9 protein-coding genes are annotated in these 13,730 nt (G+C 70.5%); 7 read left to right on the top strand and 2 right to left on the bottom strand.

The window, feature by feature from the left end; translation table 11 throughout:
• Nucleotides 1–79 precede the first annotated feature (79 nt).
• Nucleotides 80–565, top strand: coding sequence for a DUF485 domain-containing protein (locus tag ACTVZO_RS30070; RefSeq protein ID WP_443301299.1), 486 nt, complete (start codon nt 80–82; stop codon nt 563–565).
• Nucleotides 562–2,154 carry a solute symporter family protein gene (locus tag ACTVZO_RS30075; protein WP_443301300.1) on the top strand — a complete coding sequence of 531 codons (1,593 nt, stop codon included), beginning with the start codon at nt 562–564 and terminating at the stop codon, nt 2,152–2,154. Before ACTVZO_RS30070 ends, ACTVZO_RS30075 begins: the two co-directional genes overlap by 4 nt.
• A 6-nt stretch (nt 2,155–2,160) precedes the next feature.
• Here ACTVZO_RS30075 and ACTVZO_RS30080 read toward each other — a convergent pair whose 3' ends face one another.
• Both ACTVZO_RS30080 and ACTVZO_RS30085 read right to left on the bottom strand, forming a co-directional pair.
• Entirely contained in the window at nt 2,161–2,817 is a 657-nt protein-coding gene (locus ACTVZO_RS30080; protein ID WP_443303309.1) for a DUF7342 family protein, read from the bottom strand.
• A 47-nt stretch (nt 2,818–2,864) separates the two neighbouring features.
• Nucleotides 2,865–4,466, bottom strand: a complete 1,602-nt coding sequence (locus ACTVZO_RS30085; RefSeq protein WP_443301301.1) for an ATP-binding protein — start codon at nt 4,464–4,466, stop codon at nt 2,865–2,867.
• Between the two features lie 230 nt (nt 4,467–4,696).
• Here ACTVZO_RS30085 and ACTVZO_RS30090 point away from each other — a divergent pair, with 230 nt between their 5' ends.
• The 5 genes from ACTVZO_RS30090 to ACTVZO_RS30110 all read left to right on the top strand — a co-directional run bounded on the left by ACTVZO_RS30090 (nt 4,697) and on the right by ACTVZO_RS30110 (nt 13,664).
• Nucleotides 4,697–8,983, top strand: coding sequence for a galactose-binding domain-containing protein (locus tag ACTVZO_RS30090; RefSeq protein ID WP_443301302.1), 4,287 nt, complete (start codon nt 4,697–4,699; stop codon nt 8,981–8,983).
• A gap of 144 nt (nt 8,984–9,127) precedes the next feature.
• Nucleotides 9,128–10,138: a LacI family DNA-binding transcriptional regulator gene (locus tag ACTVZO_RS30095; protein WP_443301303.1), complete on the top strand. Its 1,011-nt coding sequence runs from the start codon at nt 9,128–9,130 to the stop codon at nt 10,136–10,138.
• Nucleotides 10,139–10,358: 220 nt separating this feature from the next.
• Nucleotides 10,359–11,756: an ABC transporter substrate-binding protein gene (locus ACTVZO_RS30100; RefSeq protein ID WP_443301304.1), complete on the top strand. Its 1,398-nt coding sequence runs from the start codon at nt 10,359–10,361 to the stop codon at nt 11,754–11,756.
• Nucleotides 11,757–11,828: 72 nt separating this feature from the next.
• Nucleotides 11,829–12,773: a carbohydrate ABC transporter permease gene (locus tag ACTVZO_RS30105; RefSeq protein WP_443301305.1), complete on the top strand. Its 945-nt coding sequence runs from the start codon at nt 11,829–11,831 to the stop codon at nt 12,771–12,773.
• Nucleotides 12,774–12,788: 15 nt separating this feature from the next.
• Complete coding sequence (locus ACTVZO_RS30110) at nt 12,789–13,664, top strand: carbohydrate ABC transporter permease (RefSeq protein ID WP_443301306.1); 876 nt, start codon at nt 12,789–12,791, stop codon at nt 13,662–13,664.
• The last annotated feature ends 66 nt before the right edge of the window (nt 13,665–13,730 follow it).

The raw sequence follows: 13,730 nt of genomic DNA on the forward strand, positions 1-13,730 counted from the left end.
GGACACCAGTCCGGAAAGCGACCATGGAGCACATCCTTGTGAGCACGCGGCCAATGCGGCAGCGGACAAGGAGAGTTCGGTGGACAAGCACGCAGGTCGTGATGCCGGAACGATCCGGCTGGACGACCCCTGGTACGACGCGCTGGCCGTCGGCTGGGGTGAGGGAGGGGACACCTCCCCGCCCCACCCGGCCCCCGGCGGGCAGCCCGCGCACGGCGCATCCGACATCTACCTCGAAGTGCAGCGCAGTGCCGCCTTCCAGGAGGTCCGCAGCCGCTACCGCGGGTTCGTCGTCCCCGCGACCGCCGGTTTCCTGCTCTGGTACGTCGCCTACGTGGTCGCCGCGACGGCGGCGCCCGGCCTGATGGCCCGTCCCGTGGTGGGCGCGGTGAACGTGGCCATGGTGGCTGGGCTCGGACAGTTCCTCAGCACCTTCCTGCTGACCTGGGCCTACGCCCGGCACGCGCGGCTGCGCCGGGACCGGGCCGCGCTCGACCTGCGCTGGACCGTCTTCGAGCAGGAGCGCGGCCAGGAGCGGAACCGGGCGAAGGGGGCCGGCCGGTGACCACCGAGCACCAGACCCTCGCGCTGATCCTGTTCAGCGTGTTCATCGCGGTGACCCTGGGCATCACCACCTGGGTCAGCCGGAACCGGCACGGGTCGGCGGAGGAGTTCTACGCGGGCGGGCGGCTGTTCTCCCCCATGGAGAACGGTTTCGCCATCGCGGGCGACTACATGTCCGCCGCCTCCTTCCTCGGCATCTCCGGACTGATCGCCCTCTTCGGGTACGACGGCCTGCTGTACTCGGTGGGGTTCCTCGTGGCCTGGCTGGTGGTGCTGTTCCTCGTCGCCGAACTCGTCCGCAACTGCGGGCGGTTCACCCTCGCCGACGTGGTCGCCTCCCGGATGAGCGAGCGGCCGGTGCGCATCGCGGCGGGCGCCTCGTCGGTGGTCGTCTCCGTGCTCTACCTGGTCGCTCAGATGGTGGGTGCGGGCAGTCTGGTCGGCCTGCTGCTCGGGAGTTCGAGCGCCACGGCGCGGACGCTCACGGTGATCGGAGTGGGCGCCCTGATGGTGGTCTACGTGTCCTTCGGCGGGATGCGGGCCACGACGTGGATCCAGATCGTGAAGGCCGTCCTGCTGATGGGCGGGGCGATCACCCTCACCGTGCTCGTGCTCCTGCGTTTCCACGGGAACTTCAACGAGCTGCTGACCAGTGCCGCCGACCGCAGCGGGCACGGGCTGCGCTTCCTGAGCCCCGGCCTCAAGTACGGCGGGGACTGGACCGCCCGCTTCGACTTCATGAGCCTGGGCCTCGCGCTCGTCCTGGGCACCGCCGGGCTGCCGCACATCCTGTCGCGCTTCTACACCGTGCCCACGGCGCGGGCCGCCCGCCGGTCGGTGGTGTGGGCGATCGCGCTGATCGGCGGCTTCTACCTGATGACCATCGTGCTCGGCTTCGGTGCGGCCGCGCTGGTGGGACCGGACCAGGTGCGGGCCTCCAACGCCTCGGGGAACACGGCCGTTCCGCTGCTCGCGGCCTTCCTGGGCGGCGGCGCGGGCTCCACCGGGGGCGCGGTGCTGTTCGCCTTCGTGGCCGCCATCGCCTTCGCCACCATCCTCGCCGTGGTCGCCGGGATCACTCTCGCCTCCTCGGCCTCCGTCGCGCACGACCTGTACGCCTCCCTCAAGCGGCGGCACGCCAGGCAGCGCAGCGAGGTCGCCGTGGCCCGGGTCGCGGCCGTCGGCATCGGGGCCGTGGCGATCGCGCTGGGGCTGCTCGCGCAGGACCTCAACGTGGCCTTCCTGGTGGGCCTGGCCTTCGCGGTGGCCGCCTCGGCCAATCTGCCGGTCCTGCTGTACTCGCTCTTCTGGCGCGACTTCACCACGCGGGGGGCCGTCTGGGCGGTGCACGGGGGTCTGGTCCCGGCGGTCCTGCTGGTCGTCCTGTCGCCCGTGGTCTCGGGAAGCCCCGAATCGCTCTTCCCGGGCGTGGACTTCCAGCTCTTCCCGTTGCAGAACCCGGGCATCGTCTCGATCCCGCTGGGCTTCGTGGCGGGCTGGCTGGGCACCGTCACCTCGGACGAGGAGGCGGACGAGCGCAAGCACGCGGAGACCGAGGTCCGTTCGCTGACCGGGGCCGGGGCGGTCTGAGCCCGTTCAGGAGGCGTCGGAGGGGCGCCAGGTGTAGCGGTGTTCGGGGCGGCCGGTCTCGCCGTAGCGCAAGGCGAGCGTGACACGGCCGGTGCGGTCCAGCAGCTTCAGGTAGCGCTGGGCGGTCTGGCGGCTGATGCCCGCGCGGTCGGCGATCTGCTGGGTGGAGAGCGGGCCTTCGGCCGTCAGCAGGACCTGGCGGACCACTTCGGCGGTGGTGGGGGAGTGGCCCTTGGGGAGGTCGTTCGGGGACCCGGCGCCGGCCAGGGCCCCGAAGATCCGGTCCACCTCGGCCTGTTCGGCCTCACCGCCGGTCTCCAGGGTGCGGCGCAGCGTGCCGTACGCCTCCAGCTTCGTGCGCAGCCCCGCGAAGGTGAAGGGCTTGACCAGGTACTGGAGGGCGCCGAGGCGCATGGCGGCCTGGACGGTGGCGAGGTCGCGGGCGGCCGTCACCATGATCACGTCGGTGCGCAGGCCGCGCTGGCGCAGCCGGCGCACCAGGTCCAGGCCGTTGTCGTCGGGGAGGTAGTGGTCGAGGAGGACCAGGTCGACGGGGTGGGCGGTGAGGAAGTCCAGGGCCTCGGAGGCCGAATGGGCCTGGGACACGACGCGGAAACCGGGAACCTTCGCCACGTACGCCGCGTTGATCCGGGCAACACGCATGTCGTCGTCGACGACCAGTACGCCCAGGACTCGGCTCGGGGTCTCGTTCACCGCAGGGCCTCCGGGAGCACGACGGAGAACTCCGCCCCTCCGTCCGCTGCCTCGCCGGCCCGGGCGCTGCCGCCCTGGCGCTCGGCGAGACGGCGTACGAGGGCGAGGCCCAGCCCGCGTTCGCGGTGGGCCTTGGGCTGCTTGGTCGACCAGCCCTCCGTGAAGATCTCCTCGCGGCGTGCGGCCGGGACGCCGGGGCCGCTGTCGCGCACCCGCAGCACGGCTGTGCGGCCTTCGGCGCTGAGCTCCACCTCGACCAGGGGCGCCGCCGAGCCGGCGGCGGCGTCCAGGGCGTTGTCCACGAGGTTGCCGAGGATCGTGACGAGCCCTCCCGGGTCGACCACGCGGTCGGGGAGGAAGGTGGCCGCGGCCAGCCGCAGGGGGACGCCGCGCTCCGCCGCGACGGTCGCCTTGCCCACGAGCAGGGATGCCAGCAGGGGGTCGCGGACCTTCTCGGTGACCTGTTCGGCGGTGGTGCGGTGCACCCCGACGACCTCGGTGACGAACTCCGCGGCCTCCTCGTGCAGGCCCAGCTCCAGCAGGCCGAGGAGGGTGTGCAGGCGGTTCGCGTGCTCGTGGTCCTGGGCGCGGAGGGCGTCGATCAGGCCCCGGGTGGAGTCGAGCTCGCGGCCCAGGTGCTCGAGCTCGGTGCGGTCGCGCAGGGTGGCGACGGCGCCGCCGTCCTCGGTGGGCATCCGGTTGGCGACCAGGACGCGCGGTCCCTGGACGGTGACCAGGTCGAGGCCGGTGACACGGCCCGACAGGACGTCGGCGGTGCGGCCCGTGCCCAGTACGTCCTCCAGTGGGCGCCCGGCGAGGGAGGCGGCGGAATCCGGCGTCAGCCCGAGCAGGCGGGCCGCCTCGTCGTTGACGAGCCGGATGCGGTCCTCCCGGTCGAGGGCGATCACCCCTTCGCGGATGGAGTGCAGCATCGCCTCGCGCTCCGCTAGCAGGCCGGCGATATCGGAGAAGGCGAGGTCACGGGTCTGCCGGTGGATCCTGCGGGACAGCAGGTAGGCGGCGAGCGCGCCCGCGGCCAAGGCCCCGCCCGCGTAGGCCAGCAGGCCGGGGATGGCGCCGAGCAGCCGGTCCCGGACGCTGTCGTAGGCGATGCCGACCGAGACGGCGCCGACGATCTCGCCGTCCGCGGCCAGCAGCGGCACCTTGCCGCGGGCCGAGCGGCCCAGGGTTCCCTCGTCGATCTCCATGACCTCGCGGCCCGCCAGCGCGTCGCTGGGGTCGGTGGAGACGGGCAGCCCGATGCGGTCGGGGGCGGGGTGGGAGCGGCGGATGCCGTCCAGGTCGAGGACGACCACGTACTCGGCGCCGGTGGCCCGGCGGATCCGCTCGGCCGCGGACTGCACGGGGCTCTCCTCGGACGCCCCGGAGTCCAGCAGGTCGGCGGCCAGGGACGGGTCGGCTGCCGCGCTCTGGGCGATGGCCAGGGCGCGGCGCATGGCCTGGTCGTCCAGCTGTGCGCTCAGCGGCGCCAGGAACAGCCCGGTGGCCAGCACGACGACCCCGCCGGCGATGGCCAGCTGGGTCAGCAGGATCTGGGAGACGGCCCGTCTGGGCAGCCCGAGGCGCCGAGCGCTCATGAGGAGGAACCGCATGAGTAGCAACGGTAGGTCGGCTCGGGCGTAAGCGGAATTTCCATAGTGCACGCAAATCGCTTGCGTGATTTGCGCCCAGCTTGCGCAAGCGATGACGGCATCAAAATGCGGTCATGGCAGTAGACGACTGAGCAATGCTCTGCAACTCTCGCACCGCACAGTGCAAATTCCTATCTCACCTGGTTCAGAAAACTCATGCCGAGGGACGAGGACACATGAGAAGGCTCAACTGGAGGTGGCGGGCGTTCGCCGCCCTCATCACCACAGCCCTGCTGATGACGGGCTGGCCCGCCCTGAACGCCGCGGCCGCCGGCGGTCCGAGCATCGCCGCGGGCCGCCCCGCGGCCGCGAGCAGCACCAACGGCGCCTACGGGGCCGCGAACGTCACCGACGGCAACCAGTCGACGTACTGGGAGAGCGCCGGCGGCACCTTCCCGCAATGGGTGCAGACCGACCTCGGTGCCACCACCCGGGTCGACCAGGTCGTGCTCAAACTCCCCGCCGCCTGGGAGAGCCGCAGCCAGACCCTGTCCGTCCAGGGCAGCGCCGACGGCACCGCCTTCAGCACCCTGGCCGGCTCGGCCGCCCACACCTTCGGCCCCGGCAGCGGGAACACGGTGACCATCACCTTCCCCGCCACTCAGACCCGGTACGTGCGGATCGACATCACCGCCAACACCGGCTGGCAGGCCGCGCAGCTCTCCGAGCTGGAGGTCCGCGCCCCCGGTGAGTCCTCCGCCAACCTCGCGCTCGGCAGGACACTGACCGCGAGCACCAGCACCCAGGTCTACCTCCCGGCCAACGCCAACGACGGGAACACCGCCAGCTACTGGGAGAGCGCCAACAACGCCATGCCCCAGTGGATCCAGGCCGACCTCGGCGCCTCCGTACGGGTGGACCGCGTGGTGCTGCGGCTCCCCGAGGGCTGGGGCGCCCGCACCCAGACCCTGAAGCTCCAGGGCAGCGCCAACGGGTCGGACTTCACCGACCTCACCGCCTCCAGGGGGTACGAGTTCAACGCGGCCGGCGGCAACGCCGTGACCATCACCTTCGACCCCGCCACCACCCGCTACGTCCGCGTGCTGATCTCGCTCAACTCCGCACAGCCGGGCGGCCAGCTCTCCGAGCTGGAGATCTACGGACCGCAGACGGGCGACACCCAGGCGCCGACGGCCCCGGCCGCGCTCGCCTACACCGAGCCCGCCACCGGCCAGATCAAGCTCACCTGGCAGGCCGCGACCGACAACGTCGGCGTCACCGGCTACGACGTCTACGCCAACAACCAGCTGCGCACCAGCGTGGCCGGCAACGTCACCACCTACACCGACACCCAGCCGACGAGCGCCACGGTCAGCTACCACGTGCGCGCCAAGGACGCGGCCGGCAACCAGTCCCCGAACAGCAACGGCGTCACCCGCGCCGGCGACACCGGCGACACCCAGGCTCCGACCGCACCGGGCTCCCTGGCCCTCACCGAGCCCGCCGCAGACCAGGTCAAGCTCACCTGGCAGGCCGCGACCGACAACGTCGGCGTCACCGGCTACGAGGTGTACGCCGACAACCAGCTGCGCACCACCGTTGCGGGCAATGTCACCACCTACACCGACACCCAGCCGGCGAGCGCCACCGTCGGCTACTTCGTGCGCGCCAAGGACGCCGCGGGCAACCGCTCGGGCGACAGCAACACGGTCACCCGCAACGGCGCCGGAGGAGGCGGTTCCAACCTTGCCGTGGGCAAGCCGATCACCGGCTCCTCGGTCATCCACACCTTCGTCGCGGAGAACGCCAACGACAACAGCACCAGCACCTACTGGGAGGGCGCGGCGGGCGCCTACCCGAGCACCCTCACGGTGAAGCTCGGAGCCAACGCCGACCTCGGCCGCCTCGTCCTCAAGCTCAACCCGGACAGCGGCTGGGGCGCCCGCACCCAGAACATCCAGGTCCTCGGGCGCGAGCAGAGCGCGACCGCGGTCACCTCCCTGGCCGCCGCCAAGGACTACGTCTTCGACCCGGCGTCCGGCAACACCGTCACCATCCCGCTGACCGCCCGCGTCGCGGACGTGCAGCTTCGCTTCACGGCCAACACCGGGGCCTCCAACGGCCAGATCGCCGAGTTCCAGGTCATCGGAGTCCCGGCGCCCAACCCCGACCTGGAGGTCAGCGCGCTCAGCGCGGCCCCGGCCGGCCCGGTCGAGTCCGACCCGGTCACCCTCTCGGCCACCGTCAGGAACAGCGGCCCGGCCGCGGCCCCGGCCACCTCCGTCACCTTCCAGCTGGGCGGCGCGAAGGCCGGCGCGGCCGCCGTGCCCGCGCTCGCCGCGGGCGCCACGGCCACCGTCACCGCCGGGATAGGCCCGCGCGACGCGGGGACGTACCCGCTGAGCGCGGTGGTGGACGAGGCGAACACCGTCGTCGAGCAGAACGACAGCAACAACACCCTCACCGGCCCGCCGCTGGTGGTCCGCCCGGTCGACAGCTCCGACCTGACCGCCTCCGCCGTGAGCTGGTCGCCGGGCGCCCCCTCCGCGGGGCAGCCGGTGAACTTCACCGTCACCGTGAAGAACCAGGGCACGGTGGCGGCCGCCGCCGGTGCGCACGTGATCACCCTGGTCCTGCAGGACGCGGCCGGCGCCACCGTCCGTACCCTGACGGGTTCCTTCAGCGGCGCCCTCGCGGCCGGTGCCTCCTCGGCGCCGGTGGAGCTCGGCAGCTGGCCGGCCGCCAACGGCAAGTACACCGTCAAGGTGGTCCTCGCCGACGACGCCAACGAACTGCCGGTCAAGCGCGGCAACAACACCTCCACCAAGCCGTTCTTCGTCGGCCGCGGAGCGAACATGCCCTTCGACATGTACGAGGCGGAGGACGCGGCCGTCGGCGGCGGGGCCGCCGTGGTCGGGCCCAACCGCACCATCGGCGACATCGCGGGCGAGGCCTCGGGCCGCCGGGCCGTCAGCCTCGACGCCACTGGCGAGTACGTCGAGTTCACCACCCGGGCCGCGACCAACACCCTGGTCACCCGCTTCTCCATTCCGGACGCCCCGGGCGGCGGAGGCATCGATTCCACCATCAACGTCTACGTCAACGGCACCCTCAGGAAGACCCTGCCGCTGACCTCCAAGTACGCCTGGCTGTACGGTGCCGAGGCCTCCCCGGGCAACTCGCCCGGTTCGGGCGCCCCGCGGCACATCTACGACGAGGCCAACATCCTGCTGGGCGAGACCGTCCCGCAGGGCAGCAGGATCCGCCTGCAGAAGGACGCCGCCAACACCTCCACCTACGCGATCGACTTCGTCAGCCTGGAACAGGCCACGGAGATCCCCAACCCGGACCCGGCGACGTACACCGTGCCCGCCGGCTTCACCCACCAGGACGTGCAGAACGCCCTGGACAAGGTCCGGATGGACACCACCGGCAAGCTCGTCGGCGTCTACCTGCCGCCGGGCGACTACCAGACCGCGAGCAAGTTCCAGGTGTACGGCAAGGCCGTGCAGGTGGTGGGCGCCGGGCCGTGGTTCACCCGCTTCCACGCCCCGTCCTCGCAGGACAACACCGACATCGGCTGGCGGGCGGAGGGCACGGCGAAGGGCTCGTCCTTCTCCGGCTTCGCCTACTTCGGCAACTACACCTCGCGCATCGACGGACCGGGCAAGGTCTTCGACTTCGCGAACGTCTCCGACATCACCATCGACAACATCTGGAACGAGCACATGGTGTGCCTGTACTGGGGCGCCAACACGGACCGGATCATCATCAAGAACTCCCGGATCCGCGACATGTTCGCCGACGGGATCAACATGACCAACGGCTCCACGGACAACCTCGTCACCAACAACGAGGCACGGGCCACCGGTGACGACAGCTTCGCGCTGTTCTCCGCGATCGACGCGGGCGGCGCGGACATGAAGAACAACGTCTACGAGAACCTGACCTCCATCCTGACCTGGCGCGCGGCAGGTGTGGCCGTCTACGGCGGCTACAACAACACCTTCCGCAACATCCACATCGCCGACACCCTCGTCTACTCGGGCATCACCATCAGCTCGCTGGACTTCGGGTATCCGATGAACGGCTTCGGGACGGATCCGACGACCTTCGAGAACATCTCGATCGTCCGGTCCGGCGGCCATTTCTGGGGGGCGCAGACCTTCCCGGGCATCTGGCTGTTCTCGGCCTCGAAGGTGTTCCAGGGAATCCGGATCAACAACGTCGACATCGTCGACCCGACGTACAGCGGAATCATGTTCCAGACGCAGTACATCGGCGGTCAGCCGGTCAATCCCATCAAGGATACCGTCCTGAGGGACATCACCATCACCGGGGCGAAGAAGAGCGGCGACGCGTTCGACGCGAAGTCCGGCTTCGGCCTCTGGGCGAACGAGATGCCCGAGGCGGGGCAGGGCCCGGCGGCCGGTGAGGTCACCATCCACAACCTGAAGACGAGCGGCAACGCCGTGGACGTACGGAACACGACCTCGACGTTCAGGATCAACCAGCTGCCGTAACCGCTGTTCGGCGACTGGGCGGGCACCCCGGCGGTGTCCCGCCCAGTCGTCTGCCCCGGCCCCTTTCGGACCGGGCTTCCGTACGCCAAACTGGCCGTAATCGAACTGCAAGGAACTTGCATTCCTTGCGCTAGTCTTGCGTTCATGACGCGACGACTTGCTCAAGTGGCGAAGAAGGTGGGAGTCAGCGAGGCCACGGTCAGCCGGGTGCTCAACGGCAAGCCGGGCGTCTCGGAGGCGACCCGCCAGTCCGTGCTCACCGCGCTGGACGTCCTCGGGTACGAGCGCCCCACCCAGCTGCGCGGCGAACGCGCCCGGCTGGTCGGGCTGGTCCTGCCCGAGCTCCAGAACCCCATCTTCCCGGCCTTCGCCGAGGTCATCGGCGGTGCGCTGGCCCAGCAGGGGCTGACCCCGGTGCTGTGCACCCAGACCACCGGTGGGGTCTCCGAGGCCGACTACGTGGAACTGCTGCTCCAGCAGCAGGTGTCCGGGGTGGTCTTCGCCGGCGGTCTCTTCGCGCAGGCCGACGCCCCCCACGAGCACTACCGGCTGCTGTCCGAACGCAAGGTTCCGGTGGTGCTCATCAACGCCTCCATCGAGGACCTCGGCTTCCCCTGCGTGGCCTGCGACGACGCCGTCGCGGTCGAACAGGCCTGGCGCCACCTGGCCTCGCTGGGGCACGAGCGGATCGGCCTGGTGCTGGGCCCGCCCGACCACATGCCCTCGCTGCGCAAACTGGTGGCCGCCCAGGCGGTGGCCGCCGCGGCGGGCGCCGAGCTGCCCGGAGCCCATGTGGAGCGGGCCCTGTTCTCCCTGGAGGGAGGTCACGCGGCCGCCTCCCGGCTGCTGGACCGCGGGGTCACCGGCATCATCTGCGCGAGCGACCCGCTGGCCCTCGGGGCGGTCCGGGCGGCCCGCCGCCGGGGGCTGGAGGTGCCCCGCCAGGTCTCCGTGGTGGGCTACGACGACTCGGCCTTCATGAACTGCACCGAGCCCCCGCTGACCACCGTGCGGCAGCCCATCGAGGCCATGGGCCGGGCCGCCGTCGAACTGCTCACCGCGCAGATCCAGGGAGCCGCCGTACAACCCGGTGAGCTGCTCTTCGAGCCTGAGCTGGTGGTCCGCGGCTCCACCGCACAGGCCCCGCGCGGCTAGGCACGGTCACCGGCGGGCCGCTCGTACGCGGGCCGGCAGGGCTCCGGAACGTCACACAGACGCTCCGGAGCCCTTTTTGCGTTCACCAACCGCCGTCTCGCATCTCTTCTGTCGATGTATTACGAAAACTGCGCGAGATCTTGCGTTCATCTGTGGGTGGTGGTTGAGTGTGCCGCGCTCGCCCCCACGCCTCCTGCCCGATGCTCGAAGGGGACCACCGATGAGAACCAACGTCCGCCGCACCGTCGCGGCAGCCCTCGCCTCCGCGCTCGCCGTGACCGCCCTCGCGGCCTGCGGCACGAGCAGCAGCGGCGACGACAAGCCCCAGTCCGGTGGCGGTTCCACCGACGCCTCCGCCCCGCTCGACCCGAAGACCAAGGTCACCCTCTCCATCGACTGCATGCCGCCCGCGGCGAAGGCGGCCGAGCTCAAGGAGTGGAAGGAGGACGTGGCGGAGTTCAACAAGACGTACCCGAACGTCACCATCGAGGGCCGCTCCACCCCCGGCCAGTGCCTGGAACCCCCGCGTTTCACCGCGATGCTGAAGGCCAAGTCCCAGCCGGACGTCTTCTACGCCTACTTCACCGACCTCCAGCAGGTGCTGGACAACGACGGGGCCGAGGACATCTCGGCGTACGTCACCCCCGCCTCGGTACCCGCCGTCGGCGACATCGACAGGAACGTCCTCGACGTCCTGAAGCGGGACGGCAAGCTCTACGGGGTACCGACCAGCAACTACACGATGGGCCTGCTGGTCAACCGCAAGCTCTTCCAGCAGGCCGGCCTCGACCCCGACACCCCGCCGCGCAGCTGGGAGGAGGTCCGGGCCGCCGCCAAGAAGATCGCGGCCCTCGGCAACGGCGTCGCCGGCTTCGGCGAGTACAGCGTGGAGAACACCGGCGGCTGGCACTTCACGGCCACCGTGTACGGCATGGGCGGCGACGTCGTCGGCGCCGACGGCAAGGCCGCCTTCAACAACCCCACCGGAAAGCAGATCGTCGACAACCTGCACGCCATGCGCTGGGAGGACGACAGCATGGGCAAGACCCAGCTGCTCAAGTGGGGCGACCTGCAGAAGCAGATGGCCTCGGACAAGCTCGGCATGTTCCTCGCCGCGCCCGACGACATCACCTACATGGTCCAGCAGCTCGGCGCCAAGTACGACAACTTCGGCATGGGCCCCATCCCCGGCGGGGCGGCCACCCTGGCCGGCGGCAACGGCTACATGATCAAGAAGGGCAGCTCGCCCGACAAGGTCAAGGCGGCCGTCGCCTGGCTGAACTTCAAGACCCTCTCGGTCGGCAAGGGCCAGTTCCAGTACGACCGCAGCAAGGCCGACGGCCTGCCGGTCGGCCTTCCGCAGCCCGCCTTCTTCACCGGCGCGAGCAAGACCGAGGACGACCGGCTGAAGGCCGCCAGCGCCACCATGCCGGTCGCCAACTTCAAGGCCTTCCTGGACAACCCGGTGCCCGGGAAGCCGGAGCCGCGGAAGGCGCAGGAGGTCTACAAGGTCCTCGACAAGGTGATGTCGGGGGTCCTCACGAACAAGGACGCGGATCCCGCACAGCTCCTCGGCGAGGCCGAGAAGGCGGTCAACCAGGTGCTGGGCAACCAGTAGCGGCGGCCGGGGGTCCCTCCGGGCCCCCGCCTCCCGCGTACCGAAGACGACGACCCCGAGGAGCGAGCGGCGATGCCGGCCCCCACCCTGCCCCGAGTCCTGCCCCGAGTCCTGCCCCGAGCCCTGCCACGGACCTCCCGTGCGGAGTTCCGCCGGGCGCTCAAGCGGAACCTCACGGCCCACGGCTTCCTGATCGGCGCCGTCCTCTGCTTCTCCTTCTTCTCCTGGTACCCGATGGTCCGGGAGTTCCTGCTGGCCTTCCAGAAGACCGAGAACGGCGCCACCCGCTGGGTCGGCTGGGACAACTTCGCCTACGTCTTCGGGGACCCGAACTTCTGGCAGGCCTGGCGCAACACCCTGCTCTTCACCGGCCTGGCCCTGCTCCTCGGGTTCCTCGTCCCCTTCGCGGTCGCCCTGGTGCTGAACGAGTTCCGGCACGGCCAGGGCTACCTGCGCCTGCTCGTCTACCTGCCGGTGATGATGCCGCCGGTGGCCTCGGTGCTGCTCTTCAAGTACTTCTACGACCCCGGATACGGCCTCTTCAACAGGGCGCTGGAGTTCCTGCACCTCCCCGCGCAGGACTGGCTGCAGTCCACCGACACCGCGATGCTCTCCGTGGTCCTCGCCTCCACGTGGATGAACATGGGCGGTGCGACCCTGATCTATCTGGCCGCCCTCCAGGGCATCCCCGGCGAGCTGTACGAGGCCGCCGAACTCGACGGGGCGGGGCTCCTGCGCAAGATCTGGCACGTGACGATCCCGCAGACCAAGCTGATCCTCTCGCTCATGCTGCTGATGCAGATCATCGCCACCATGCAGGTGTTCGTCGAACCGTTCCTGCTGACCGGAGGGGCCGGCCCCGAGGGCTCGACCACCACCGTCGTCGTCCTCATCTACCAGTACGCCTTCAGCTTCAACCAGTACGGCGGCGCCGCGGCCCTGGGCCTGTGCCTGCTCGTCCTGCTCGCGGGCTTCTCCGCGCTGTACGTCCGCCTCAGCCGCGACAACGAGAGCTGACAAGGAGCCCGTCCCATGGCAGAGCGCACCCTGATATCGCCGATGCAACGCGGCCGCACCCGGGGCAGGGTCCTGTACTGGATCACCCTCGCCCTGGTCGTGGGCGGCTTCACCCTCGTCTTCCTCGGGCCCCTCTACTGGATGGTCGCGGGCGGCCTCAAGAGCACCGAGGAGTTCGCCCAGGTCCCGCCGACCCTCGTGCCCGACTCGCTGCACACCGCCAACTACACGGCCGCCTGGAAGGTCATGGACCTGGCCAGGCTGCTGTTCAACACCCTCTACTACTCCTTCGGGGCGCTGGCCTTCCAGCTCGTGCTCGACGTGGCCGCCGCCTACTCGCTGTCCAGGCTGCGCCCCGTCCTCGGCAAGGCCGTCCTCGGCATGATGCTGGCGACGCTGATGATCCCGGCCACCGTGCTGGTCGTCCCGCAGTACCTCACGGTGCTCGACATGCCGCTCATCCAGCGGAACCTGCTCAACACGCCCTGGGTGATCTGGCTGCCGTCCGTCACCAACGCCTTCAACATCTTCCTGCTGAAGCGGTTCTTCGACTCCATCCCGCAGGAGATCCTCGACGCCTCCGCGATCGACGGGGCGAGCGCGGTGCGCACGCTGCGCTCGATCGTCCTGCCCATGTCCCGGCCCGTCCTGGGCGTCGTGTCGATCTTCGCGATCGTCGGCGTCTGGAAGGACTTCCTCTGGCCGATGCTCACCCTCTCCGACCCGGCGCTCCAGACGCTCAACGTCGGCATCTACTCGCTGGCCTCCGGGGTCCCGGAGAACCACCTCATCGCCGCACTCGCGATGGCCTCGGCGCCCACGCTCGTCATCTTCCTGATCTTCCAGCGCAACATCATGAGCGGCCTGACGGCGGGTTCCCTCAAGGGCTGACCCCCGCGACCCGCACCCCCGCGACCCGCACCCCCGCGACCCGCACTCCGCGACCCGCACCGCCAC

This window comes from Streptomyces sp. IBSNAI002 (genome assembly GCF_052244475.1).
Classification (GTDB): domain Bacteria; phylum Actinomycetota; class Actinomycetes; order Streptomycetales; family Streptomycetaceae; genus Streptomyces.